Source organism: Paracoccus sp. N5, assembly GCF_000371965.1.
Classification (GTDB): Bacteria; Pseudomonadota; Alphaproteobacteria; order Rhodobacterales; family Rhodobacteraceae; genus Paracoccus.
In genome coordinates, this window is record NZ_AQUO01000001.1 from 1166828 (window position 1) to 1192598 (window position 25771).

The 25771-nt window shown below is 66.4% G+C and carries 24 protein-coding genes; 16 read left to right on the forward strand and 8 right to left on the reverse strand.

Annotated features, from left to right (window positions below):
* Nucleotides 1-16: 16 nt before the first annotated feature.
* From PARN5_RS0105890 to PARN5_RS21685, 8 genes are all read left to right on the forward strand, one after another.
* On the forward strand, nucleotides 17-1009 hold the full coding sequence (locus PARN5_RS0105890; protein WP_017998849.1) for a TRAP transporter substrate-binding protein: 993 nt from the start codon (nucleotides 17-19) through the stop codon (nucleotides 1007-1009).
* Between the two features lie 103 nt (nucleotides 1010-1112).
* Nucleotides 1113-1616, forward strand: a complete 504-nt coding sequence (locus PARN5_RS0105895; RefSeq protein WP_017998850.1) for a TRAP transporter small permease subunit — start codon at nucleotides 1113-1115, stop codon at nucleotides 1614-1616.
* Entirely contained in the window at nucleotides 1613-2890 is a 1278-nt protein-coding gene (locus PARN5_RS0105900) for a TRAP transporter large permease (RefSeq protein ID WP_017998851.1), read from the forward strand. Before PARN5_RS0105895 ends, PARN5_RS0105900 begins: the two co-directional genes overlap by 4 nt.
* A 1-nt stretch (nucleotide 2891) precedes the next feature.
* Complete coding sequence (locus PARN5_RS0105905; RefSeq protein ID WP_017998852.1) at nucleotides 2892-3935, forward strand: L-idonate 5-dehydrogenase; 1044 nt, start codon at nucleotides 2892-2894, stop codon at nucleotides 3933-3935.
* 5 nt (nucleotides 3936-3940) lie between these two features.
* A complete protein-coding gene (locus PARN5_RS0105910) occupies nucleotides 3941-5101 on the forward strand; it encodes an alpha-hydroxy acid oxidase (protein ID WP_017998853.1) in 1161 nt (386 codons plus the stop codon).
* A gap of 10 nt (nucleotides 5102-5111) precedes the next feature.
* Nucleotides 5112-6320, forward strand: coding sequence for a mannonate dehydratase (gene uxuA, locus PARN5_RS0105915; RefSeq protein WP_017998854.1), 1209 nt, complete (start codon nucleotides 5112-5114; stop codon nucleotides 6318-6320).
* The gene (locus tag PARN5_RS0105920) at nucleotides 6317-7774 is read left to right on the forward strand and encodes a mannitol dehydrogenase family protein (RefSeq protein ID WP_017998855.1); all 1458 of its coding nucleotides are present in this window, start codon (nucleotides 6317-6319) and stop codon (nucleotides 7772-7774) included. The genes uxuA and PARN5_RS0105920 overlap by 4 nt, the downstream gene beginning before the upstream one ends.
* Entirely contained in the window at nucleotides 7771-8715 is a 945-nt protein-coding gene (locus PARN5_RS21685) for a sugar kinase (RefSeq protein WP_017998856.1), read from the forward strand. Before PARN5_RS0105920 ends, PARN5_RS21685 begins: the two co-directional genes overlap by 4 nt.
* A gap of 127 nt (nucleotides 8716-8842) precedes the next feature.
* Here PARN5_RS21685 and PARN5_RS0105930 read toward each other — a convergent pair whose 3' ends face one another.
* Complete coding sequence (locus PARN5_RS0105930) at nucleotides 8843-9703, reverse strand: IclR family transcriptional regulator (protein ID WP_232419307.1); 861 nt, start codon at nucleotides 9701-9703, stop codon at nucleotides 8843-8845.
* 191 nt (nucleotides 9704-9894) lie between these two features.
* Between PARN5_RS0105930 and PARN5_RS0105935 the strand changes: the two genes are divergently transcribed.
* The 7 genes from PARN5_RS0105935 (at nucleotide 9895) to PARN5_RS0105965 (ending at nucleotide 16184) form a co-directional block, all read left to right on the forward strand.
* Nucleotides 9895-10578 (forward strand): amino acid ABC transporter permease, encoded by a 684-nt coding sequence (locus tag PARN5_RS0105935; RefSeq protein WP_017998858.1) that lies wholly within the window; start codon nucleotides 9895-9897, stop codon nucleotides 10576-10578.
* Nucleotides 10579-10590: 12 nt separating this feature from the next.
* Nucleotides 10591-11235 (forward strand): amino acid ABC transporter permease, encoded by a 645-nt coding sequence (locus PARN5_RS0105940; RefSeq protein WP_017998859.1) that lies wholly within the window; start codon nucleotides 10591-10593, stop codon nucleotides 11233-11235.
* Nucleotides 11219-11956 carry an amino acid ABC transporter ATP-binding protein gene (locus tag PARN5_RS0105945; RefSeq protein WP_017998860.1) on the forward strand — a complete coding sequence of 246 codons (738 nt, stop codon included), beginning with the start codon at nucleotides 11219-11221 and terminating at the stop codon, nucleotides 11954-11956. The genes PARN5_RS0105940 and PARN5_RS0105945 overlap by 17 nt, the downstream gene beginning before the upstream one ends.
* Nucleotides 11957-12010: 54 nt before the next feature.
* The gene (locus tag PARN5_RS0105950) at nucleotides 12011-12817 is read left to right on the forward strand and encodes a transporter substrate-binding domain-containing protein (protein WP_017998861.1); all 807 of its coding nucleotides are present in this window, start codon (nucleotides 12011-12013) and stop codon (nucleotides 12815-12817) included.
* 64 nt (nucleotides 12818-12881) lie between these two features.
* Nucleotides 12882-14411: an altronate dehydratase family protein gene (locus PARN5_RS0105955; protein ID WP_017998862.1), complete on the forward strand. Its 1530-nt coding sequence runs from the start codon at nucleotides 12882-12884 to the stop codon at nucleotides 14409-14411.
* Between the two features lie 124 nt (nucleotides 14412-14535).
* Nucleotides 14536-15429: a fumarylacetoacetate hydrolase family protein gene (locus PARN5_RS0105960; protein ID WP_017998863.1), complete on the forward strand. Its 894-nt coding sequence runs from the start codon at nucleotides 14536-14538 to the stop codon at nucleotides 15427-15429.
* Complete coding sequence (locus PARN5_RS0105965; protein WP_017998864.1) at nucleotides 15426-16184, forward strand: SDR family NAD(P)-dependent oxidoreductase; 759 nt, start codon at nucleotides 15426-15428, stop codon at nucleotides 16182-16184. Before PARN5_RS0105960 ends, PARN5_RS0105965 begins: the two co-directional genes overlap by 4 nt.
* 106 nt (nucleotides 16185-16290) lie before the next feature.
* Here PARN5_RS0105965 and PARN5_RS0105970 read toward each other — a convergent pair whose 3' ends face one another.
* Nucleotides 16291-17229, reverse strand: a complete 939-nt coding sequence (locus PARN5_RS0105970; protein ID WP_017998865.1) for a LysR family transcriptional regulator — start codon at nucleotides 17227-17229, stop codon at nucleotides 16291-16293.
* Nucleotides 17230-17505: 276 nt separating this feature from the next.
* Here PARN5_RS0105970 and PARN5_RS0105980 point away from each other — a divergent pair, with 276 nt between their 5' ends.
* Nucleotides 17506-19167, forward strand: a complete 1662-nt coding sequence (locus PARN5_RS0105980) for a GMC family oxidoreductase N-terminal domain-containing protein (RefSeq protein ID WP_017998867.1) — start codon at nucleotides 17506-17508, stop codon at nucleotides 19165-19167.
* 1 nt (nucleotide 19168) lies between these two features.
* Here PARN5_RS0105980 and PARN5_RS24515 read toward each other — a convergent pair whose 3' ends face one another.
* From PARN5_RS24515 to urtA, 6 genes are all read right to left on the reverse strand, one after another.
* Nucleotides 19169-19309 carry a hypothetical protein gene (locus tag PARN5_RS24515; RefSeq protein ID WP_017998868.1) on the reverse strand — a complete coding sequence of 47 codons (141 nt, stop codon included), beginning with the start codon at nucleotides 19307-19309 and terminating at the stop codon, nucleotides 19169-19171.
* A gap of 218 nt (nucleotides 19310-19527) precedes the next feature.
* Nucleotides 19528-20238, reverse strand: a complete 711-nt coding sequence (gene urtE, locus PARN5_RS0105990; protein ID WP_017998869.1) for an urea ABC transporter ATP-binding subunit UrtE — start codon at nucleotides 20236-20238, stop codon at nucleotides 19528-19530.
* 1 nt (nucleotide 20239) lies between these two features.
* Complete coding sequence (gene urtD / locus PARN5_RS0105995) at nucleotides 20240-20983, reverse strand: urea ABC transporter ATP-binding protein UrtD (RefSeq protein WP_017998870.1); 744 nt, start codon at nucleotides 20981-20983, stop codon at nucleotides 20240-20242.
* Nucleotides 20980-22212, reverse strand: a complete 1233-nt coding sequence (gene urtC / locus PARN5_RS0106000) for an urea ABC transporter permease subunit UrtC (protein WP_017998871.1) — start codon at nucleotides 22210-22212, stop codon at nucleotides 20980-20982. Before urtC ends, urtD begins: the two co-directional genes overlap by 4 nt.
* Nucleotide 22213: 1 nt before the next feature.
* Nucleotides 22214-24172, reverse strand: a complete 1959-nt coding sequence (urtB, locus tag PARN5_RS0106005) for an urea ABC transporter permease subunit UrtB (RefSeq protein WP_017998872.1) — start codon at nucleotides 24170-24172, stop codon at nucleotides 22214-22216.
* A 53-nt stretch (nucleotides 24173-24225) separates the two neighbouring features.
* Nucleotides 24226-25509, reverse strand: a complete 1284-nt coding sequence (gene urtA / locus PARN5_RS0106010) for an urea ABC transporter substrate-binding protein (protein WP_017998873.1) — start codon at nucleotides 25507-25509, stop codon at nucleotides 24226-24228.
* Nucleotides 25510-25771: the final 262 nt, after the last annotated feature.

A 25771-nucleotide genomic window follows, 5' to 3' on the forward strand; every position in this document is an offset into this window, starting at 1 on the left:
AACCCCGGAGGAGACCATGACCAAACTGAACCGCCGTCAATTCACGGCACTGGCCGCTGCCGGCCTGATCGCGGCCCCCGCCCTGCGCGCCTCGGCCGCCGAGGCCGAGGTCACGCTGAAGCTGGGCCACCTGGCCAACGAACAGAACAGCTGGCACAAGGCCGCGCTGAAATTCGGCGAGGAACTGGCGCGGCTGACCGAGGGTCGCGTCCAGGTCCAGGTCTTTGCCAATGAATCGCTGGGCAAGGAAATCGACCTGATCAACGGCATGCAGCTTGGCACCGCCGACATGACCATCACCGGCGAAAGCCTTCAGAACTGGTCGCCCATGGCGGCGCTGCTGGCGGTGCCCTATGCTTATCCCACGCTGGAAAAGATGGACGAGGTCGCCGCGGGCGAGATCGGCAAGCAGATCGAGGCCGACATCATCGCCAAGGCGCAGATCCGGCCGATCGGCTATTTCGCCCGCGGCCCGCGCAACGTGACCTCGAACCGCGAGATCAGGACGCCCGCAGACCTCAAGGGATTGAAGCTGCGCGTGCCGAACGTGCCGCTTTTCGTCAAGACCTGGGAGGCGCTGGGCGCCGCGCCCACGCCGATGGCCTTCGGCGAGGTCTTCACCTCGTTGCAGAACGGCACCATCGACGCGCAGGAAAACCCGCTGGCGCTGATCGAATCGGCGAATTTCAACGAAGTGCAGAAATTCCTGAACAAGACCGAGCATGTGCGGTCCTGGATCTACCTGACGATTTCCGAACTGACCTGGGCCAAGCTGTCGGAAGCCGACCAGCAGGCCGTGCTGGAGGCGGCGAAGACCGCGCAGGCGCATGAGCGCGAGCTGTTCCTGGCCGACGAAGAGCGCTTGGCCAAGGTGCTTCAGGACAAGGGCATGACCTTCGTGGACAGCGACAAGGCCGCCTTCGCCGCCGCCTCGCGCGAGGCGGTGCTGGCCAATGTCGGCGCCGAGATCAAGCCGGTGGTCGAGCAGCTTTTCGCCGAACAGGACTGATCCTTTCCATGACGGGCGGCCGGGGGCAGACCCGGCCGCATCCATTCCCCCGGGCCGGCTCGCGGCGGCACCGGCAGCGAGGCTATACGCCAAGGAGGAGGACATGACCGCGATCATGCAAACTTTGCGCATCGTGCTGCGCATCGGCACCGGGCTGTCGTTCCTGGTGCTGATCGGCGCCGTGACGGTGCAGGTGGTCGGGCGCAGCTTCATCGGCAGCTCTCCGGTCTGGACCGAGGAACTGACCCGCTTCGCGCTGCTGTATCTGGCGGGCTTCGGCACCGGGCTGGCGCTGTTCACCGGCGATCTGGTGAACGTCGACCTGGTCAGCGAGGCGATGCCGGGGCGCTGGCCCTGGGTGCTGCGGCTGGCCTCGGCCGTGGCGGTGCTGGCCTTCTGCCTGCCGCTGATCGGCCCGGCATGGCGCTTCACGAAGATCGGCGCGATCCAGACCTCGCCGGCGATGGGCCTGCCGATGAACTACGTCCATGGCAGCGCCCTGCTGCTGCTGGTCATGCTGGCCGTCGCCGCGGTGCTGCGCATCGTCGGAATGCTGGCCGGCGCCACCGACGGCAAACCCGAACATCTGGTGGGAGAAAGCGAATGAGCCTTGCAATCCTGGGCATTGTCTTCGTCCTTGGCCTGATCATCGGCATGCCGGTGGCGGTCACTTTGGGCCTGTCCTCGCTGGCCTATCTGCTGATGCAGGGCATCCCGCTGGTCGTGGTCCCGCAGAAGATGTTCGCGGGCATGGACAGCTTCGTGCTGCTGTGCATCCCCGGCTTCATCCTGGCCGGGAACCTGATGAATGGCGGCGGCATCACCGGGCGCATCATCCGTTTCGCGCAGGCCATGGTCGGCTGGATCCGGGGCGGGCTGGCGCAGACCAACGTCGCCTCGTCCATGCTGTTCGGCGGCATCTCGGGCACGGCAGTCGCGGATGCGGCATCGATCGGCGGCATGATGATCCCCGGCATGAAGAAGGCGGGCTATCCGGCCGATTTCTCGGCGGCAGTCACGGCGGCATCCTCGACCGTGGGGCCGATCATCCCGCCCTCGGTGCCGATGATCATCGTGGGCTCGCTCTCGGGGATCTCGGTCGGCAAGATGTTCATCGCCGGCGCCATCCCGGGCGTGCTGATGGGCCTCGCCATGATGGTCACCACCTATATCATCGCCGTGCGGCGCGATTTTCCGCGCCAGGCGTGGCAGGGCTGGGGCGAGCTGGGTTCGTCCTTCCTGGGCGCGTTCTGGGCGCTGGCCATGACCGGACTGATCGTCGGCGGCATGCTGTCGGGCTTCGTCACGCCGACGGAAACCGCCGTGGTCGCCTCGATCTACGCCATCGTCGTCGGCGCCTTCATCTATCGCGAACTGCCGCTGAAGCTGGTGCCGAAGATCGTCGTGGACAGCGCGGTCGGTTCCGCCGGCATCCTGTGCCTTGTCGGCACGGCGAATGTCTTTGGCTGGATCCTGGTCAGCGAACAGATCCCGCAGATGATCGCGGATTCGGTGCTGTCGATCACCACCAACAAGTTCCTGGTGATCCTGCTGATCAATATCGTCCTGCTGCTGGTCGGCATGTTCATGGAGACCATCGCCGCGCTGATCATCCTGTTCGTGCCGCTGTTGACGCTGGCGCAAGGCGTGGGAATCGAGCCACTGCATTTCGCGGTCTTCATGGTGCTGAACCTGATGATCGGGCTGACCACGCCCCCGGTCGGGATCTGCATGTTCATCTGCGCCAACATCGCCCGGCTGCCGCTGGGTCCGGTGATCCGCGCGCTGGTGCCCTATCTGGTCACCAACATCATCGTGCTGCTGCTGGTGTCCTATATCCCGGCGATCAGCACCTGGCTTCCCTCCCTGATGGACAAGTAAGATGACACAGGAAATCGCCTGCCGCCTTTACGCGGCCCATGACCTGCGGGTCGACCCCCTGCCCGAGCCCGAGCCGCAGGACGGCGCCGCCCTGATCCGCGTCGCCCGCGGCGGGATCTGCGGATCGGACCTGCATTATTACCACGATGGCGGCTTCGGCCCCATCCGGGTGCAGCAGCCGATCATCCTCGGCCACGAGGCCGCCGGCGTGGTCGAGGCCGCGCCGCAGGGCTCTGGCCTGCGGGTGGGGCAGCTGGTCTCGCTTTCGCCCTCGCGCCCCTGCGGTGCATGCGAATACTGCGCGGCGGGAAAAGAGCGCCATTGCCTGAGCATGCGCTTCAACGGCTCGGCCTATCGTTTCCCGCATGAGAACGGCTTTTTCCGTAACCGGCTTTATCATCCGGTCAACCAGTGCCTGCCGCTGCCCGATGGCGCGACTGCCGAGGCCGCGGCAGGAGCCGAGCCGCTGTCGGTCTGCCTGCATGCGCTGAGCATGGGGCCGGACCTGCGGGGGCAGCGCGTTCTGGTCACCGGGGCGGGGCCGATCGGCGCGATCTGCACCGCCTTGGCTCGGCTGCGCGGCGCGGCGGAAATCGTGGTGACGGATGTGCAGGACTTCACGCTGGACGTCGCCCGCCGCATGGGCGCCGACCGGGTGGTGAACGTCGCCAACGACCCCGAGGGGCTGGCCGATTACGCGCAGGGCAAGGGCCAGATCGACGTGGTCCTGGAATGCTCGGCCAACCCCCACGCCATCGCGCAGGCCATCGGCGTCACGCGGCCCGAGGGCACCGTGGTCCAGATCGGCGTCGGCGGCACCGTGCCGCTGCCCCTGAACCTGATCGTCAGCAAGGAACTGCGCCTTGTCGGCACCCACCGCTTCGACCGCGAATTTCCCGAAGCCGTGCGGATGATCGGCGCGGGCGAGATCGACCTGTCGCCGATGGTCACGCAGGTCATCCCGGCGGCCGAGGCGCAGCGCGCTTTCGACCTGGCGGGGGACCGGTCGCAGGCCGTCAAGGTGCAGCTGGATTTCGGGGCCTGAGACCGATGCCGGTGATCACCGAAATCGAGGATTTGCGCCGCCTTCACCAGCGGCGCGTCCCGCGCATGTTCTACGATTACGTCGATGTCGGCGCCTGGACGGGCGGCACCTATCGCGCCAACCGCGACGATTTCGAAAGGATCCTGTTCCGTCAGCGCGTTGCCCGCAATATCGAGGCCCGCAGCCTGGCCTCCACCATGCTGGGCCAGCCGGTCTCGATGCCGGTGGCACTTGCCCCGGTCGGATTGCTGGGCATGCAGCACCCGGACGGCGAGATCCACGCCGCCCGCGCCGCGCAAGCTGCCGGCGTGCCCTTCACGCTGTCCACCATGTCGATGTGTTCGCTCGAGGACATCGCCCAGGCGACCGGGGCGCCGTTCTGGTTCCAGCTCTACACCCTGCGGGACGAGGAGTTCCTGGACAATATCCTGGAGCGCGCCCGCCGCGCCGGGGTGACGGCGCTGGTGCTGACGCTGGACCTGACCATCCAGGGCCAGCGCCACAAGGACCTGAAGAACCGCATGACCGCGCCGCCCAAGCTGACGGTCGCGAACCTGATCAATATCGCGATGCATCCGCGTTGGGCGCTGGGGATGCTGGGGACGAAGCGGCGCAGCTTCGGCAATATCGTCGGCCATGCGCGCGGCGTGGACAGCCTGGGCGACCTGATGGACTGGACCTCGCGCCAGTTCGACCAGAGGCTGGACTGGGGCCGGGTGGAACAGATCATCCGCAAATGGGGCGGCCCGGTGATCCTGAAGGGCATCAACGACCCCGAGGACGCCCGCCGCGCCATCGACACCGGCGCCGATGCGATCCTGGTCTCGAACCATGGCGGGCGGCAACTGGACGGCGCGCCCTCGACCATCCGCGCCCTGCCGGCGATTCGCCGCGCGGTCGGGCCGGACTATCCGCTCTATCTCGACAGCGGCATCCAGTCGGGACAAGAGGCGCTGAAGGCCATCGCCTGCGGCGCGAACGGCGTCTTCGTCGGCCGCGCCTTCACCTATGGCCTTGGCGCGATGGGGCAAAAGGGCGTCGAAGCCGCGCTTGCCATCATCCGCCGCGACATGGACATCACCATGGCGCTGTGCGGCGTCAATGACATCAAGGACTTCGGTCCCGGCTGCCTATGGTCCGACGACCCCGGCAAACCCTCAGCATAAGGAAAACGAGATGCGACATACCTGGCGCTGGTTCGGTCCCAAGGACCGCGTTTCGATCGACGACATGATGCAGGCGGGCGTGCAGGGCGTGGTCACCGCGCTGCACCACATCCCCACCGGCGCGATCTGGTCCCCCGAGGAGATCGCCCGCCGGCAGGCCGATCTGGCGGTGATGACCGACGGCGCACCTTCGGGCCTGAAATGGGAGGTGGTGGAAAGCCTGCCGGTCAGCGAGGCGATCAAGACCCAGACCGGCGACTGGCGCGCCCATGTCGAGAACTGGATCACCTCGATGCGGAACCTGCGCGAGGCGGGGATCGAGGTTCTTTGCTACAACTTCATGCCGGTGCTGGACTGGACCCGCACCGACCTGGCCTGGCGGCGCCCGAACGGCGCCCGCTGCATGCGCTTCGACTTCACCGACTTCGCCGCCTTCGACATCCATATCCTGCGGCGCAAGGGCGCGGCCGAGGACTTCCCCGAGCAGATCCGCGACGAGGCCGCCTGCCGCTTCGCCGCCATGGACGAGGCCCGGCGCGAACAGCTTGCCGGCAACGTGGTCTTCGGCCTGCCGGGCGCGGCCGAGAATTTCAGCCTGCAAGACGTGCGCGAGTTGCTGGACACCTATGCCCCGGTGACGGACGCGGTGCTGCGCGGCAATTTCCACGCCTTCCTGGAACAGGTCGCCCCGGTCGCGCAGGAGATCGGCATGCGGCTCTGCTGCCATCCCGACGATCCGCCCTTCCCGCTTCTGGGCCTGCCGCGCGTGATGTCCACCGAGGCGGATTATGCCGAGCGCATGGCCGCCGTGGACCTGCCGGCGAACGGCATCACGCTCTGTTCGGGCTCGCTCGGGGCGCGGCCGGACAACGACCTGCCGGGCATGATGGAGCGGCTGGGCGAGCGGGTGCATTTCCTGCACCTGCGCAACGTGCGCCGCGACAGCGACGCGATCCGCGGTTCCTTCTTCGAGGACGAACATCTGGGCGGCCAGACCGACATGGTGGCGCTGGTTGCCGCCGTGCTGCGCGAAGAGGCCAGGCGCCGCGCGGCCGGCCGTGCCGATTGGACGATCCCGATGCGCCCTGATCACGGCCAGGACATCCTGGACGACATCGGCCGCGACGGCCAACCCGGCTATCCCGCCATCGGCCGGCTCAAGGGCCTGGCCGAGCTGCGCGGGGTCGAAATGGCACTGAACCACAGGGCGCAGGCATGACCCGGCGGCTGACCAGTCTTGACGACTTGCCCGCCGCTGTCGAGCGCCCGCGCTATGACCGTGCGGCGCATGGCTTCGGCATCCTGCACCTGGGGCTGGGCGCCTTCCACCGCGCCCATCAGGCGGTCCATACCGAGGACGCGCTGGGTGCCGAGGGCGGCGACTGGCGCATCCTCGGCGCCAACCTGCGCAGCCGCGAGGTGCCGGATGCGATGAACGCGCAGAACGGGCTCTATACCGTGCTGGAACGGTCCGAACAGGAGCGCGCCCGCGTGATCGGCGCGCATGGCCCGGCCATTGGCGGCGATGCGGCGGCGATCCTGCGCGCGGCCTGCGATCCTGCCATCCGCATCGTCTCGCTGACCGTCTCGGAAAAGGCCTATGGCATCGACCGCGCCGCGATGGATGCCGATGCAGCCCATCCCGCCGTCGCCGCCGACCTGGCCAATCCGCAGGCCCCGCAGGGCGTGCTGGGCCTCATCACCGCCGCGCTGGCTGCCCGCCGCGCCGCGGGGGCCGCGCCCTTCACCGTGCTGTGCTGCGACAACCTGCCCGATAACGGCGCCCTGCTGCGCGCGGGCGTGCTGGGCTTTGCCCGGCGCAGCGATCCGGCGCTGGCGGCGTGGATCGCGGAGGACGTGGCCTTCCCCGCGACCATGGTGGACCGCATCACCCCGGCCACGACCGACAGGACGCTGGCCGATGTCGAGGCCCTGACCGGCCACCGCGATCTGGCCTGCGTCGAGACCGAGCCCTTCAGCCAATGGGTGATCGAGGACCATTTCCCGCAGGGCCGCCCCGCATGGGAGGCCGGCGGCGCCGAATTCGTCCGCGACGTGCGCGCGCATGAGGCGATGAAGCTCAGGATGCTGAACGGCAGCCATTCGCTGATGGCCTATGCCGGGCAGATGCTGGACCTGCCCCATATCCGCGAGGCGGTCGCCGACCCGGCGCTGGCCGCGCTGGTGCGCCGCCACATGCGCGCGGCGGGGGCGACGCTGCCCACGGGTGCCGGGCTGGACGTCGCGGCCTATGCCGATGCGCTTATGCGGCGCTTCGCCAATCCCGCCATCGCCCACCAGACCCGCCAGATCGCCATGGACGGCACCGAGAAGCTGCCGCAGCGCTGGTTCGCCCCGGCCTCCGAACTGCCGGCGCGGGGCGGCGACGCGCGGCCCTATGCCTTCGCCACGGCGGTCTGGCTGGCCTGGCTGGCCGGGCTTGCCACCCGCAGCGAAACCCCGGACGACCCGCGCGGCCCGGCGCTGCTGGACCTGGCCCGCGCCGCGGGCGAGGACGACGCGGCGCTGGTCCGTTCGATCCTGGATCTGCCGGGCCTCGCGCCCGCATCGCTGGCGGGCAATGCGGGCTTCACCGAAGCGGTCCGGCAGGCGCTGTCCCGCATCCGCAGCGCCGGCCTGCGCGCCGCCATGCAGGCGGAGCTTGCGCCATGAGCGGGCGCATCCTCTCTATCGGCGAGGCGATGGTCGAGCTTTCGGGCGCGGGCCAGCCCGACCTCTGGCGGCTGGGCATCGCCGGCGATACGCTGAACACCGCCTGGTATCTGCGCCACCTGCTGCCCCCGGACTGGGAGGTCGGCTATTGCAGCCGGGTCGGACAGGGCGAGTTCTCGCAGCGCATGATCGACTTCCTTGAGGCCGAAGGCATCGACGCCCGCCATGTCAGCCGCGACCCCCAGCGCGAAATCGCGCTTTACGCCATCTCGCTGAAGGATGGCGAGCGCAGCTTCAGCTATTGGCGCGACAATTCGGCGGCCAAGCGGCTGGCCGACGATCCGGCGACGCTGGCCTCGGCGCTGGCCGGGGTCGGCATCGCCTATTTCTCGGGCATCACCCTGGGCATCCTGCCCGAGGCGGGGCGCGAGGCGCTGATCCGGGCGCTGGCGCGGGCGCGCGCGACGGGCACGCAGGTGGTCTTCGACCCGAACCTGCGGCCCCGGCTGTGGCCCGATACCGCCGCCATGTGCCGCAAGATCGAGGCGGCGGCGGCCGTCGCCGACCTGGTCCTGCCCAGCTTCGGCGATGAGCACGCATTTTTCGGAGATGCCGATCCGCAAGCCACGGTGGCGCGCTACCTGGCGCGCGGCGCAAGGCAGGTGGTGGTCAAGGCGGGCGGCAACCCGGTGCATTACGGCGGCGACGAGGGCGCCGGGGTGGTCGATGGCCTGCGGCGCGAGGTGCCGGTGGACACGACCTCGGCGGGCGACAGTTTCAATGCGGGCTATCTGGCGGCGCGGCTGAACGGGGCGGACATCCCGGCCGCCATCCGCCGCGCCCATGAACTGAGCCGCAAGGTCATCCTGCATCCCGGCGCGCTGGTGCGGGACGCGGTGGACGGCCGCAGCCCGCAGCCCTCGCGCCCTGCCGATGGGTGAGTCGAACCGCGAATAGCAAAGCCATAGATCGAGAGTTCCCGACCCGGCATCCCCTAGCTCCGACGGGCCGCATGCTGGTGCCCCGCCCCCCGACCCCCGGCCGTCATTCCACGGGGAACTGCCGGCACTATTCCCTGCGAAACCCGAGTTCGCGGGAAATCTCCATCGCCCCCTGCATCACCAAGGGCGTCAGGCTGGCCATGCGCTGATGGGACATGAAGGAGGTGACGCCCGCCACGCTGAGACCGGCGACGATATGTCCGTCGGCGCTTCGGATCGGAGCCGCGACGCAGCAGATCGACGGCTCGTTCTCTTCGATCTCCAGCGCATGGCCCTTTGCCTTGTAGTCGCGCATCGCCGCCAGATAATCGTCCCAGGGCAGAAAGCCCGGCGGCGGAACGGCCTGCGATATGACCTCCGCGTGGGCCAGCGAATAGAGGCGGGCCCATTCGGCTTCCGACAGGTCCAGCATCTGCGCCTTGCCCGTGCCCGTATTGGCCATGGGCTTGCGCAGCCCCACGCGCGAGCGCATCTCCAGCCCCTTGGTGCCCGAGATCTTTTCCACATACATGATCTCGTCGCCTTCCCGCACGCTGAGGTGGATCGTTTCGCCCGTCTGCTGCGACAGCCGCTCCAGCACGGGACGGGCCAGGGCGGTCAGCGGCATCTGCGACAAGGCGATCGCGCCCAGTTCGATCAGCCGCGCCCCAAGCACATAGCCGCGCCCTTCCACCCGCCGCACGAAACCCGTCTTTTGCAGATAGGAAACCAGGCGGCCGGTCGTGCTGCGCGTGGTTCCGATCGCCAGGCCGATGGCCGCCTGATCCGCGCAGCCCCGACCCACCGCATCCAGCACACCCAAAGCGCGCGCGAGCGACTGCGTTCCAAGCATCACATGGTCGTCCGTCTTACTCGTCTCGCTCATCCCGATACGCCTTTTCTCATGCTCCGTTCGGCTGAACGAGCATATAGGCCGCGCGGGCGCCATGCAATCCCATATATTGGGCATCATAACCATAAAATGAACATTTTTCTTGCCTGCTTTTGGCGGAATTGCTACTTGCGCCCAAGGAGAGCGCGATTCTTCGATTCCGAAGCGATCACGATATGGGAGGAGAACCTAGAATATGAGCTACCCTTGTATGCAGCCCGGCAAGGGCGCCGCTGGCGCATCCCGCTATGGCCTATACGTTTGATTTCAGCTTCCTGGCCCAATACTGGCCAGAGTTCCTTCGCGGCGTCTGGCTGACCCTGAAGCTTTCGATCATGACCATCGTGCTGGGCTTCATCGTCGGGACGCTGCTGGCCATCGGCCGGGTTTCCCCGCGCGTCTGGCTGCGCAAGACCTGCGGTGTCTGCGTCGAGATCATCCGCAACACGCCGCTGCTGGTGCAGATGTTCCTGATCTATTTCGGGCTGGCATCGCTGGGGCTGAAGCTCAGCGCGAATTTCTGCGCCGTGCTGTCCATCGTCGTGAACATCAGCGCCTATACCTGCGAAATCATGCGCGCCGGCATCGAGTCGGTGAAGAAAGAGCAGCACGAGGCCGCGCAATGCCTTGGCATGTCACGCCTTCAGGCGCTGCTGATGATCGTGCTGCCGCCGGCGACCGAGCGGGTCTATCCGGCGCTGATCAGCCAGTTCATCCTGATCATGCTGACCACCAGCGTCGTGTCGCAGATTTCGGCCGAGGAACTGACGTCGATCGCGGCGGGGATCGACTCGCTCACCTTCCGGTCGTTCGAGGTCTACCTGGTCGTCGCCGCGCTCTACATCCTGCTGGCCACCCTGCTGCGCGCGGTCCTGATGCTTCTGGCGCCCTACATCTTCCCGCGGCTGCGCCATGTCAGCACGCCGCTCTGAGAAGGCCCCATCATGCTGACCCCTTTCCAAATCGAAGCCCTGCTCGTCGGTGCGCTGTGGACGATGGGCCTTGCCCTCATCGCCTTCATCTTCGGGGGCGCCTTGGGCCTGACCGTCGCGGTCGCGCGCGTCTCGCATCATCGCTCGGTCCGCTGGCTGTCCCTGCTCTATGTGCAGCTTGTCCAGGGCACCCCGCTGCTGATCCAGATGATGCTGGCCTATTTCGGTCTGGCGCTGTTCGGCCTTGACCTGCCGTCCTTCGTGGCCGCCAGCATCGCCATCACCGTCTATGCCAGCGCGTATTTCGGCGAGATCTGGCGCGGCGGCATCCTGACCGTTCCCAAGACGCAATGGGAGGCCGCCGAATGCCTGGCCCTCAGCCCCGCGATGCGCTTCTGGCTGGTCGTCGTGCCGCAGGCATTGCGCCTGTCCACGCCGCCCACGGTCGGCTTCATGGTGCAGATTGTGAAGAACACCTCGCTTGCCTCGGTGATCGGCGTCGCCGACCTGACCTATACCAGCAAGCTGATCAACAACTCCACCTTCCAGCCGTTCCAGGTCTTCATCCTGGTCGCTGCCCTTTATTTCGCCATGTGCTTCCCCCTCGCCTGGTGGAGCCGCAAGCTGGAGAACCGCCTCAATGCCGCCAATCGCTAAGCTCGACAACGTCTCCAAGTCCTTTGGTGCCCTGAAGGTCCTGGACAGGATTTCGTTCGACGTGCAGCCCGGCCATGTGGTCGCCCTGATCGGCCGCAGCGGCTCGGGCAAAAGCACCGCCCTGCGTTGCATGAACGGGCTGGAAAAGATCCAGGGCGGAGAGATCACCATCTGCTCGCACCGCCTGACGGGGGGCGATCTTGGCCACAAGGCCATGCGCAGCCTGCATCTGGACGTGGGGATGGTCTTTCAAAGCTACAACCTTTTTCCCCATCTGACCGTCGGCCACAACATCACGCTGGCCCCCCGCTGGGTCAAGAAGATGGCCCGATCCGACGCGCAGGAGCTTGCGCACCGCATGCTCGACCGGGTCGGGCTGGCCGACAAGTTCGACGCCTATCCCAGCCAGCTGTCGGGCGGGCAGCAGCAGCGTGTCGCCATCGCCCGCTCGCTGGCGATGGAGCCCAAGGTCATGCTGTTCGACGAAGTGACCTCGGCGCTGGACCCGGAACTGACGGGCGAGGTTCTCAGGGTCATGGAGCAGCTGGCCCGCGAGGGCATGACCATGGTCCTGGTCACACATGAAATGGGCTTCGCCCGCCGCGTCGCGAACACGGTCATCTTCATGCATCACGGCAAGGTCCATGAGATGGGACCGGGCAGCATCCTGGATGCGCCCCAGACCCCCGAACTTCGGCAATTCATCGCAAACGGCCTGTAACCGGGGCCGTCGGCAAGCACCACCGCAACCCAGTCTTCACCAGGGAATCCACTCATGAGCGTTACCCGCCATCTGTTCTCGTTGCTCACCGCCGCGGTCATCGGCACCACCGCCGTCGCGGCCCATGCCAATCAACTGGAACAGATCCAGAAGAACGGCGCCATCACCGTCGGCATCGACCTGGGCCAGGCCCCCTTCGGCATGGTCGATGGCCAGATGAAGGAGGTCGGATCGGACGTCGAGACCGCCCGGCTGCTGGCCAAGGATCTGGGCGTCGACCTGAAGATCGTCTCGATCGCCCCGGCCAACCGCATCCAGTTCCTGATGACGAACAGGATCGACATCGTGGTCGCCAGCTTCTCGATCACCGAGGAGCGCAAGCAGATGGTGGACTTCTCCACGCCCTATGCCGTCATCCAGGCCGCGGTCGCCACCACCGGCGGGCGGAAGGTGACCGACCTGAAGGATCTCGACGGTCAGGAGGTCGCCGTCAGCCGGGGTTCCACCAACGACCAGATCATCACCAAGGTGGCCGAAGAGCAGGGCCTGACGGGGATGCGGATCGTGCGCTACGACGACACCGCATCGGCGACCAATGCCGTCGTCAGCGGCCAGCAGGATTATTTCATCGTGGCCCCGTCCCTGCTGGCGCCCGTCAATGCCGCCAACCCCGATCACAGGATCGAACCCCAGCTTGTCCTGGAAACCTTCCCGCTGGGCATCGGCCTGCGCAAGAACGAGCCCGAGATGAAGGCCTGGCTGGACAACTGGGTCACCGAGAACCTGGCGAACGGCAAGCTGCGCGACATCTACAAGACCTATCACGAGGTCGATCTGCCCGACGAACTGCCTGCCCAGTGACGACGGCGCTCCGGCGATCCGGTTCCCGAGGCATCAGCAGCCTTCTCAAAGGACACTCCATCATATGTCAAATCTTCAATACATCCGGCTGCGTCCTGAAGACGACGTCGTGATCTCGACGCTGCCGATCGAGGCCGGAACGCCCCTGCCCGCGCTTGGCATCACGACCATCGACAAGATCCCCCCCGGCCACAAGATCGCCGTGCGCGACATCGCGGCCGGGACTCCGGTGCGGAAATACGGCCAGATCATCGGCATCGCCGACAAGGGCATCGCCGCAGGTGCGCATATCCATACCCACAACCTCGCAATGACGGATGTGGCCATGGACTATGCCATCGGCGCCGATGCGCGGCCCACCGTCATGGTGCCCGAACCCGCGACCTTCATGGGGATCCGGCGCCCGGACGGGCGGGTGGCGACGCGCAACTACATCGGCATCCTGATCAGCGTCAATTGCTCGGCCCGCGTCGCGCGGGCCATCGCCGACCACTTCCGCCGCGACCTGCGGCCCGAGGCCCTGGCCGACTTTCCCAACGTGGACGGCGTCGTGGCGCTGACGCACGGGAACGGCTGCGGCGTGGACGTGCGCAGCAATGCCATGGCCACGATGCGGCGCACGCTGGCGGGTTATGCCAATCACCCGAACTTCGGCGGCGTGCTGATGGTCGGGCTGGGCTGCGAGGCCACCCAGATCCCGGACGTTCTGGCCGAGGGCCATCTCAGCACGGGAAAGACGCTGTCCACATTCACCATTCAAGAGCAGGGCGGCACGGCAAAGACCATCGAACACGGGATCGAGCAGGTCAAGGCCATGCTGCCCATGGTCAACGACGTGCGCCGCGAACCGCTGCCCGCCTCGCATCTTGTCGTGGGCCTGCAATGCGGCGGATCGGACGGCTATTCCGGCATCAGCGCCAACCCCGCGCTTGGCGCGGCGGTGGACCTGCTGGTGCGCAACGGCGGCACGGCGATCCTGTCCGAGACGCCCGAGGTCTATGGCGCCGAACACCTGCTGACCCGGCGCGCGGTCAGCCAGGAGGTCGGCGAAAAGCTGATCCGGCGCATGCAATGGTGGAAGGATTATTGCGCCCGCAACGGCGCGGAAATGAACAATAACCCCTCGGCCGGCAACAAGCTGGGCGGGCTGACCACGGTGCTGGAAAAATCGCTGGGCGGCGTCACCAAGGGCGGGACCACCACCCTGAACGACGTCTATGAATATGCCGAGCCGGTCACGGCGAAAGGCTTCGTCTTCATGGACTCGCCGGGTTTCGACCCGATCTCGGCCACCGGCCAGGTCGCGTCCGGGGCCAACCTGATCTGCTTCACCACGGGCCGGGGCTCGGCCTTCGGCTGCGTGCCTTCGCCGTCGATCAAGCTTGCCACCAATACGGCGACCTGGAACCGGCAGCAGGAGGACATGGACATCAACTGCGGCCGGATCATCGACGGAACCGCCACGATCGACGAACTGGGCGAAGAGATCTTCCGGATGATGCTCGATTGCGCCTCGGGCACCCGCTCCAAAAGCGAGATGTTCGGCTATGGGCAGGACGAATTCGTGCCGTGGCAGTCGGGCGTCATTACCTGAACCGGACCGATGCCGGGACCGCCCGCAGGTTCGGCCATACGGCGGCCCCGGCAACAGCAACGATCAATGCAGGCTGGTTTCGGCGGTCAATCCAACGCAACCACCAAGGAACGAGGAGTTAAACATGCGCTTCCTGCGATTTGGCGAGTTCGGCCGCGAAAAGCCCGCCATACTGGATGATGAGGGGAATATTCGCGACATTTCATCCCTCGTCACGGATATCGAGCCGAAAACACTGGCCAGCGGGCTGGTCGGGAACTTGCGGGCCTTGTCCCCGGATGCCTTCGCCGCCCTGCCCGTCGTGGACAACGCGGTCCGCATCGGCGCCCCGGTCGGCAATATCGGCAAGGTGATCGCCATCGGGCTGAACTATGCGGACCATGCCGCGGAATCCGGCCTGGCGATCCCCGAGGAGCCGGTCGTGTTCATGAAGGCCGTGACCTCCATCGTCGGACCCAACGATCCGGTCGTGATGCCCCAGGGATCGCAGAAAAGCGATTGGGAGGTCGAACTGGCCATTGTCATCGGCACCGTGGCGCGCAATGTCGACGTGTCGAACGCGCTGGACCATGTTGCCGGCTACATGACCGCGAACGATGTTTCGGAACGGGAATGGCAATGGGATCACGGCGGCACCTGGGACAAGGGCAAGGGGTTCGACACCTATCTGCCGCTTGGCCCCTGGCTGGTCACCGCCGACCAGATCCCCGATCCCCAGGCCCTGGACCTGTCGCTTGAGGTGAATGGCACCTCCTATCAGTCCGGCAATACGCGCACGATGATCTTCACCTGCGCGGAAATCATCAGCTATGTCAGCAGGTTGTTCACCCTGCTGCCGGGCGACGTGATCATCACCGGCACACCGCCCGGCGTCGGCATGGGCATCAAGCCCGAGCCGGTCTATCTGCGCGGCGGCGACCGCATGACGGTCAGCGTCCAGCATCTGGGCGTCCAGAACCAGACGGTGCATGAATACGACCCTGCCTTGCTGCCGGATTTCACGGAGATGCTGAAATGAGCAACAACGATTTTTCCGGCCGCAAAGCCATCGTCACCGGCGGCGCCTCGGGCATCGGCTATGGCGTGGCGGAACGGCTGGTCCGTTCGGGCGCGACGGTGTGCCTGTGGGATTACGATCCGGCGGCGATAGACCATGCGGCGGCAGCGCTCGATGATCTGGGGGGCGCCCGAACCAGCGCGGCGGCGGTGGATGTCATCCAATGGGACTCGGTGCAGGAGGCGGCGGCGAAGGCGGCGGAGCGGCTGGGAGGGATCGATATCCTGGTCAACAGCGCCGGCGTCGCCGGGCTGAACGCCCCGACCTGGGACTATCCGGTCGAGGAATGGTCCAGGGTGATCGACATCAACCTGACCGGCACCTTCCATGCCTGCAAGGCGGTGACCCCTTTCCTGACGGCCAACGGCTGGGGGCGCGTCGCCAATATCGCCTCGGTCGCGGGCAAGGAGGGCAATCCCAACGCGGCGGCCTATGCCGCCAGCAAGGGCGGGATCATCGCCTTTACCAAGGCGCTCGGCAAGGAACTCGCCACCACGGGCGTTCTGGTCAACTGCATCACGCCCGCGGCCATCGACACCCCGCTGCTGGGCCAGTCCACGCCTGAATTCGTCGCCTACATGAAATCCAAGATCCCCATGGGACGCTTCGGCCGGATCGAGGAGGTCGCCGCCATGGTGGCATGGATGTGCAGCGAGGATTGCAGCTTCACGACCGGGGCCGTGTTCGATCTTTCGGGGGGCAGGTCGACCTACTGACAAGGACTGCCCCCGCGGCATTCCTGGTTCATGGGTTGCGCCGGATCGGACGGGGTATTTCATCCCAGGGCCTGCTGGCGCAACCCGCCCCGACGGACGGCGGAGATCAATTCTCCTGCCGCTCCGGCTCGCGCGGCATCCAGATTTTCCCAAGGATTTCGAAGGCCAGGTCGATGCCGGGCTCACCCTGCCGGCTTGCCAGGGCCAGGAATCCCAGCGTCGCCTCGACCTCGGCCTGATCGACCACGACCACGCCATGCACCTGCTTCTCGTGCCAGGCAATCGATTCGCGGCAAAGGCTCAGCCCCACGCCCGAACGCACCATGGCCAGCATCGACGGTTCCTGATCCACGACGGCGACCTGATTCTGCGCCACGCCCAACCCGGAAAAGATGCGATCCAGCAGCCGGCGATGCACCGAGGCCGGTGGCGTGCCGATCCATGGCAGCGCGGCCAGTTCCTTCCAGCCAAGGCCCTCGGTCCTGCGCTCCCACCCGGCGGGGGCGATCACGCGATACTTGAAACGGGTCAACCGGCGATAGTGGAAATGCGCCGCTTCCGCGCCGCCTGTGCCCTCGCCGTCAAGGTCGCCCAGGAAATAGCCGGCGTCGATCTCGCCCCGCAACAGGCGGACGGGGACATCGCCGCTCATGCCGTGGATCAGCTGGGTGCGCAACTCTGGCGCCGCCTTCACGAGATCGCCAAGAAACTGCCCCAGCCGGATGAAATCCGGATCGACGATGGTGCCGACCCGAAGAGTGCCGCGCACCGCGCCGGTCATGCGCCGGGCGGTCTGCCCGAAATCCGCCATGGCTGCCAGCACCTGCTCGGCCTTGACCAGCAGCGCCGCGCCGTCGCGGGTCAGTTCGACCCCCTTCGACGTGCGGCGAAACAGGACAAGACCTGTATCCCTGGACAGCCGTTTCAGTTGCAGGCTGATCGCCGGTTGCGTCAGGTGCAGCACCTCTGCCGCGCGAGAGATGTTGCCCTCGCGCGCCACGGTGACGAAGGACCGCAGGGTCCGAAGGTCTGTCGGGTCCATCATATTAATTCAGTTTATAATTCCATGATTCATTAGTCATTGGAAAACTGGCGCCGCTTTCCCCATGACTGTCTCATCAGATGTTTGGGAGGCATGGATGGCTATCTGCGGAATCGGGCATTGTGTATCGCCGAGCGATCATGCGTCCCTTCTCATATATGCAGAAATTATGAAAGTTGCCGGCTTTGCCGGGAACCCGTCCGGCATCGCGCACAGCCACAAGGTGGCGGTGGATGCGCTGTTCGCCATGCCCTGCGCCCGCTGAACAGAGGTCGGAACATGCCACGTGATCCCTTCGACTATATCGTCATCGGCGCCGGTTCGGCCGGCTGCCTGCTTGCCAACCGTCTCAGCAAGGATCCGTCGAAACGGGTCCTGCTGCTGGAAGCCGGGAAACCCGACAACTATCCCTGGATCCACATTCCGGTCGGCTACCTCTATTGCATCGGCAATCCGCGCACCGACTGGCTTTACCAGACCGAGCCCGATGCCGGGCTGAACGGGCGCTCGCTGCGCTATCCGCGCGGCAAGACGCTGGGGGGCTGTTCGTCGATCAACGGCATGATCTACATGCGCGGGCAGGCCCGCGACTATGCCGGCTGGGCCGAGGCTGTCGGCGACGATTCCTGGACCTGGGAAAACTCGCTGCCCGATTTCAAGGCGCATGAGGATCATTACAAGCTGGACAATGGCGCCGATCCCGCGACCGGGGACAACAGCCGGTTCTCGGACCTGCATGGCCATGGCGGCGAATGGCGGGTCGAGAAGCAGCGGCTGCGCTGGGATATCCTCGACGATTTCGCGACCGCGATGACCGAAGCGGGTTTCGAGCGCACCGAGGACTTCAACTCGGGCGACAATGCCGGGGTGGGTTATTTCGAGGTCAATCAGAAATCCGGCTGGCGCTGGAGTTCCGCCAAGGGTTTCCTGCGCCCCGCCAAGGCCCGCCCCAACCTGACGGTCTGGACGGAATCGCAGGTCGAGCGGCTGGTGTTCGAGACCGCGCCGGACGGCTTGCCGCATTGCGTGGGCGTCATCGTGCGGCGCGGGGGCGATGCGGTCACCATCCGCGCGACGCGCGAGGTCGTGCTTTCGGCGGGCGCCATCGGCTCGCCGCAGATCCTGCAACTGTCGGGTATCGGCCCGGCGGAATACCTGAAGTCGCTTGGCATTGAGGTGGTCCTCGATGCGCCCGGCGTGGGCCAGGGCATGCAGGATCACCTGCAAATCCGGGCGATCTACAAGGTGCAGGGGGCGAGAACCCTCAACACCCTGGCCGGCAGCCTGTTCGGCAAGGCCAGGATCGGCCTTGAATACCTGCTGAAACGCTCGGGCCCGATGAGCATGTCGCCCAGCCAGCTCGGCGCCTTCACCCGCTCGGACCCGGGGCGGCCGCATGCCAATCTCGAATATCACGTCCAGCCGCTCAGCCTCGATGCGTTCGGCGAGGATCTGCACCCCTTCCCGGCCGTCACCGCCAGCGTCTGCAACCTCAACCCCACCAGCCGGGGCAGCGTGCGCATCCGCTCGAACCACTTCGCCGACGCGCCGATGATCGCGCCGAACTACCTGTCCACCGACGAGGACCGGCTGGTCGCGGCGGAAAGCCTGCGACAGGTGCGCCGCATCCTCGCGCAGCCGTCGCTGGCCAAATACAAGCCCCAGGAATGGAAGCCGGGCATCCAGTTCCAGACGGACGAGGAACTGGCCAAGCTGGCGGGCGACATCGCCAACACCATCTTCCATCCGGTCGGCACGGCGAAGATGGGCCGCGAGGACGATCCCATGGCCGTCACCGACAGCCGGCTGCGCCTGCGCGGGGTCAAGGGGCTGCGCGTCGTCGATGCCAGCATCATGCCCGAGATCACCAGCGGCAACACCAACGCACCAACGCTGATGATCGCCGAAAAAGCGGCGCGCTGGATCACCGAAACAGCGTGAATCAAGCCGTTTGCTGGGAGCGAAATGCGGACGTGGTGATGCCGGATTCGTCAAGGAACGCCGCGCGCCCACCGTCGTTCGTGGTGTTGCCGTCGCCGTAGTTGCCCGACAGGAAGCAACCGGCCAGCGCGCTCCAGACCATCAGGCCGCTCCCCTCGGCGTGCAGGGACAGCCGAAATCAATGTAAAGCGCCTCCTGCTGAACACCGGCAACAGGCGAGCGGATCGCCAGGAACGATGTCTGGATCTGATCCGGCATGGCGCAGACCGGCCGCAGCAGCTTGTTCGCGCTGTTTGCCCCGGCGGGGCCAGGACTGCCCTGCCGGGCAGCATCCCGCCCGGCGCGACCACGCATCCGGCCTCAGGCGGCCGCGCCCAGGCCCGCCAGCCGGGCTTTCAACGTCTCGCGCGGGATCTCGGCGCGACTGCCCGAGATCACCGCCCGGCCGCGTTCCAGCATAAGGAAGCGGTCGCCAAGGTCATGGGCAAAGTCGAAAAACTGCTCGACCAACACGATGGCCATGTCGCCCCGATCACGCAAACCTCTGATTACGCGGCCGATCTGCTGGATGATATTCGGCTGGATACCCTCGGTCGGCTCATCAAGCAGCAGCACCCTGGGGCGGGTGACCAACGCCCGGGCGATGGCAAGCTGCTGTTGCTGGCCGCCCGACAGGTCGCCGCCGCGCCGATGGCTCATCTCGGCCAGCACCGGAAAATGCTCGAAGATCGCGTCGGGGATCTGGCGCTCGCCCCGCGGCAACAGGCCAAAGCCGGTTTCCAGATTCTCGCGCACCGTCAGCAGCGGAAAGATCATCCGGCCCTGCGGCACATAGCCGATGCCGCGCGCGGCCATCGTCTGGGCGTTGATGCGCCCCAGATCCTCGCCATTCAGGCGCAGCGTGCCGCCGGATCGCGGATGGCTGCCCGACAGCACCTTCAGCAGGCTGGTCTTGCCGGTGCCGTTGTTGCCCATGACGCAGGTGACCTGCCCCGGCTCGGCCAGCAGGTCGATGCCGTAAAGAATCTGGCTGCCGCCATAATGCAGTGTGATTCCCGTTGCTTGCAGCATTTCATCCCCTTCCCAGATAGACTTCGACCACCTGCGGATTGGCCGTGACGTGATCCAGCGAGCCCTCGGCCAGAACCGAGCCTTCGTGCAGCACCGTCACCTTGCAATCCAGGCGGCGGACGAAATCCATGTCATGTTCGACCACCACGACGGCATGGCGCTGCGCGAGCCGGCGCAGCAGGGCCGTGGTCTGTTTGCGTTCGGCCAGCGTCATGCCGGCGGCCGGCTCATCGACCAGCAGCAGGCGCGGCTCCTGCGCCAAGAGCATCCCGATCTCGAGCCATTGCTTCTGGCCGTGGCTCAGTTCGCCCGACTTGCGCTGAAGCTGTTCTGCCAGCCCGACCTCGACAGCCAGTTCCGCCACCCGCGCCACGCTGTCGCCCGAGGGCTTCCACCACATCACCGAAAACGGGCCGCGCGCGGCCTTCAGCGCCATGGTCAGGTTCTCGGCCACGGTCTGGTCCTCGAAAACGGTGGGGCGCTGGAACTTGCGGCCAACGCCTTCGCGGGCGATCTGCGCCTCATTCAGCCGCAGCAGGCTGGTCGAGTTCTCGCCCCACAGCACCTGGCCTTCGTCGGGGCGGGTCTTGCCGGTGACGATGTCCATGAAGGTGGTCTTGCCGGCACCGTTCGGCCCGATGATGGCGCGCAGTTCGCGTTCGGCGATGGCAAAGCTGAGGTTGTTGATGGCGCGGAATCCGTCGAAGCTGACGGATATGCCGATGACCTCCAGAAGCGCGCTCATTCCGTGGCCTCCTGTTCGCGCAGGGCGCCCATGTCGGGGCCAAGCGGCGTGCCGCCGCGTTTCGGCGGGCGCAGATGGTTCAGCACGTCAAGGATGCCGGCGATGCCCTTGGGGGCGAACAGGGTGACCAAGACAAAGCTGAGCCCCAGCAGCACCTGCCACCAGTCGACCCATTTCACCGTGTGAAAGCCCAGGTTCAGGTCGGGCGCCCGGCCGCCGGTAAACCAGCTGGACAGCAGCGAGACGAAGACCGCGCCGATCACCGCACCGTAAAGCCGGCCGCGCCCGCCGATCGCCACCCAGACCGCCAGATAGATCGAGGCGATGGGCGCCAGTTCCGCCGGGTTGATGATGCCCGCCTGCGGGTAATACAGCGCGCCGGCGATGGCGCTGACGATCGCAGCCAGCGTGAACACCACGAGCTTGTAGCTTTCGACCGAATAGCCAAGGAACCGGACGCGGGCCTCGTCGTCGCGGATGGCGCGCGTGACGCTGCCGAACTTGCCCGAGGCGACCCAGGCGATCAGCAGATAGCCAAGCCCCAGCGCCATGGCCGAGGCCCAGAAGAACCAGATCGACAGCGTCTCCTGCGGCACCGCATCAAGGCCCGGGATGTTCTGCAGGCCCGACAGCCCGTTGTTGCCGCGCAGGCCGGAATCGTTCTGGAACAGATAAAGCGCCAGCGCCAGCGTCATCGCCTGCGTCAGGATCGACAGATAGACCCCGTTCACCCGCGACCGGAACGCCAGCCAGCCAAAGACCAGCGCCAGCAGCCCCGGCACCAGCACGACCAGCGCCAGTTGCCCCCAGAGCGAGCCGGAAAGCGCCCAGATCGCCGGGAACTGGTCGGAGCCGACCACGCCAAAGATCTGCGTGGCGACGGCCTGCGAAATCTCGGCATCCGTGGGCGGGATCGGCAGGTTGGCGAGCGAGCCGGCCACGATACCTTCGGTCCGGGCGACCATCAGCCACATGCCGATCATGTAGCCGCCCAGCGCAAAGAACGCCATCTGGCCCAGCGACAGGATACCGGCATAGCCCCAGACCAGATCCATGGCGACGGCCGCCAGCGCAAGGCACAGCGTCTTGCCCAGCGTCTTGACCATGCTGGTCGAGATGACGCCGGTGCCATAGCCCGCCGACAGGATGGTGACGCCGACGGTGAACACCGCCAGCACGGCCAGAAGCACCAGGATCGAGGGGTGGCGAAGCACCAAGGGTTTGCGCATCTCAGGCCCCCACGGCGGCGCGGCCCTTGGCGGCGATGATGCCGCGCGGCCGGAACTGGATGAAGATGATGATGAACAGGATCATGTAGGTCTGGGCGGCCAGCGTATTCGCGGGGTTGAACCACTCGATGCCCTTTTGCAGGAAGCCGATCAGCGCCGCACCCGCCAGCGTGCCCCAGATATTGCCGACGCCGCCCACCACGACCGTCATGAAGCTTTGCACGATGTAATCGCTGCCCAGTTCCGAGGTGACTTTCGCGAACAGGCCGATCGCCACGCCCGCGATGCCGGCGATGCCCGAGCCAAGGCCGAAGGTCAGCATGTTGATGCGGTCGGGGCTGATACCCATGCTGGCCGCCATGGCGGGGTTCTGGGTCACGGCACGGACCTCGAGCCCCAGCCGGGTGCGGTTCATGATGACGAGGTAAAGCGCCAGGAACACCAGCGCGAGGACAAAGATCGCGATGCGGATATAGCTGATCGACACCACGTCGTTGAAGGTCAGCGCCCTGTCCAGCCAAGCCGGCGCGGTCAGCGGCCGCGCCTGCGTGCCGAAGATGTTCTTGGCCAGCTGTTGCAGCGCGATGGAAACGCCAAAGGTGGCCAGCAGCGTTTCCAGCGGGCGTTTGTAAAGATGGCGGATCACCAGCCGCTCCAGTGCCACGCCGGCGGCGAAGGTGACGACAAAGGCCAGGGGCAGGGCGACCAGCAGCGAAGCCGTGCGGTCGGCGATGAACTGCTGCACGACATAGCCGGTATAGGCGCCCATCATGATGAATTCGCCATGCGCCATATTGATGACGCCCATCACGCCAAAGGTGATGGCAAGGCCGATGGCGGCGAGGAAATAGATCGAGGCCAGCGACAGCGCGTCCAGCGACAGGTCGGCGGCCTGCATCATGGCGATGCGGGTCTCGGTGCCGCGCAGCGCGGCGCGGGCGGCATCGGTCACGTCGCTGTCGGCTTCGGCATAGACATCGAGGAAATGGAAACGCTCCAGCGCCGCCGTCACCTCGGCCTCGCTGGCGGCGGGCTGCACCAGCCCCTGCTGTTCCAGCGCGGTATAGGCGCGGTCGCGGGCGGCCTCATCGCCCAGTTGCGCAACCGGCACGCCGCCGACCATGCCATCCACGATATGCTGCGCCAGTGTCTGGCGCTCGGCCTGCGGGGTCAGGCGGGCGGGGGCAAGACCGGCATCGACCAGCATGGCATAGGCGGCCTCGCGGCTGATGTCGCGGCCCGGGACCAGCTCATCGGCGATATTGGCATCGGCCGGGACGGTTTCCAGCGCGACGCGACGGGTGGTCAGGATCGGGTTCAGGCTGGCGCGGAAATCCAGCGCGGTGTCGCCGCCGAAGCTGCCGATGGCCGCGACGCGGGCGGCCGGGTCGGGGTCGTATTGGATGGTCAAGAGCCGCTCCAGCCGCGCCTTGCGACCGGCCAGAACCGGGTCGGGATCGTCCAGCGCCTGCCGTAGCAGCGTCAGTTGCGCGGCATCGCCCTTGCGCGCCAGCGCGTCCAGCGCCCCGGCGCGGCGCTTCGGGTCGGGATCGGACAGCGCGGTGCCGGCCATGGCGGCCGAGATCACGCCGCGCACGCCGGAATTCGGCCGCAGCAGCGTTACCTCGTCTTTGGGCACGGTTCCCAGATCGGCGCCGGTCGCGGCATCCAGCAGCTTCATCGCATCGCCCTGGGGCGCGGTAATGACCAGCAGGCGGTCGGATTTGCGCAGCCCCAGGGCACGGTCGCCCCAGGCTTGCAGCAGGGCCCTGCCCTGGGGACCGGTGGCGGCGATGGCCGCGACGACCGGCGCGATGGTCTGGCGCGAAGGCTTTTCGATCTGGGCGCGGTTGGCGCTGATGACGCCGGCCAGATCGGTGGCCAGATCGGGCGACTGGGCGCGGGCCGTGATCGGCAGGGCCAGCGCCAGCAGCGCCAGAAAGGTCAGGATGAAACGCATGGATGTCCTCGGCCGGCGAAGGGCGGGCGGCGCCGGAACGCCGCCCCGCCGTATCAGTAGTTGGATTTGACCTGCACGCAGCTTTGCGTTTCGGTGTTCCACATGCCGCATTTCCTGCCCGGCCAGTCGCTGTCCAGCTTGGCGCTTTCGGGCAGGAAGTCGGTCCAGGCATCGCCGGCGACCTCGGCGGTCTGGCTGACGATGTCGAACTGGCCATCCGCGCGCACTTCACCGATCAGCACCGGCTTGGCGATGTGATGGTTCGGCAGGACCTTGGCGGTGCCGCCGGTCAGGTTTGGCACCTCGACGCCGACGATGGCGTCCAGCACCTTGTCGGTGTCGGTCGAGCCCGCCTTTTCCACCGCCGCGACCCAGGCGTTGAAGCCGATCATCGTCGCCTCCATCGGGTCATTGGTCACGCGCTTGTCGTTCTTGGTAAACCTGTGCCATTCGTCGATGAAGGCCTTGTTCGCCGGCGTGTCGGCGGATTCGAAGTAGTTCCAGGCCGCCAGATGCCCGACGAGGTTCGTGGTATCCAGACCGGCCAGCTCCTCTTCACCGACCGAAAAGGCCATGACCGGAATGTCGTCGGCCGAGACGCCGGCCGCTGCCAGTTCCTTGTAAAAGCCGATATTCGCATCGCCGTTGATGGTCGAGACCACGCCGACCTTCTTGCCATCCGCGCCAAGCGCCGCCACGTCGGCGACGATCTTGGACCAGTCGGAATGGCCGAAGGGGGTGTAGTTCACGAAGATGTCGTCGGCCGCGACGCCCTTGCCCTTGAGATAGGCGTCAAGGATGTTGTTCGTGGTGCGCGGATAGACATAGTCCGTGCCCAGCAGCGCCCATTTCTCGACGCCCAGCTCGTCCATCATGTAATCCACAGCCGGGATCGCCTGCTGGTTCGGCGCGGCGCCGGTGTAGATCACGTTTTTCGAGCTTTCCTCGCCTTCATATTGCACCGGATAGAACAGCAGCGCATTCAGTTCCTCGATGACCGGCAGCACCGATTTGCGGCTGACCGAGGTCCAGCAGCCGAAAATCGCGTCGACCCCGTTCACCGAGATCAGCTCGCGGGCCTTTTCGGCAAACAGCGGCCAGTCCGAGGCCGGGTCCACCACGACCGCCTCGATCTTCTTGCCCAGCACGCCGCCCTTGGCATTCTGCTGCTCGACCATCATCAGAACGGTGTCCTTCAGCGTGGTCTCGGAAATCGCCATCGTGCCCGACAGCGAATGCAGCACGCCGATCTTGATGGTGTCCTCTTGCGCCCAGGCCGGGCCGGCGATGCCGGCGGCCAGCAGCGTGGCGCCCAAGGCGCCGGTGATCTTCAACATCCCTGTCATCCCCTCTTGGTGTTCTTGTGCCGCAGCGCGGCATGAGGGGAGTTTGGGCCATCTCTGCGTCTTGGCCAGATTGTATCGTCCGATTGCAGCGCAGAGCCGCAACTTGCCGGGTTTTTATGCAGTTCAGGCCGCCTCGTCCCAAGGGACAGGCGGGGGCCGCGCGGCGTCCCCTGCCCGCGGGGATCAGCCCAACACCTCGGCCACGGGCTCGGCGGCGTTGGTGGCAGCGTCGGTGGCGCCGCACAAGGGCGGC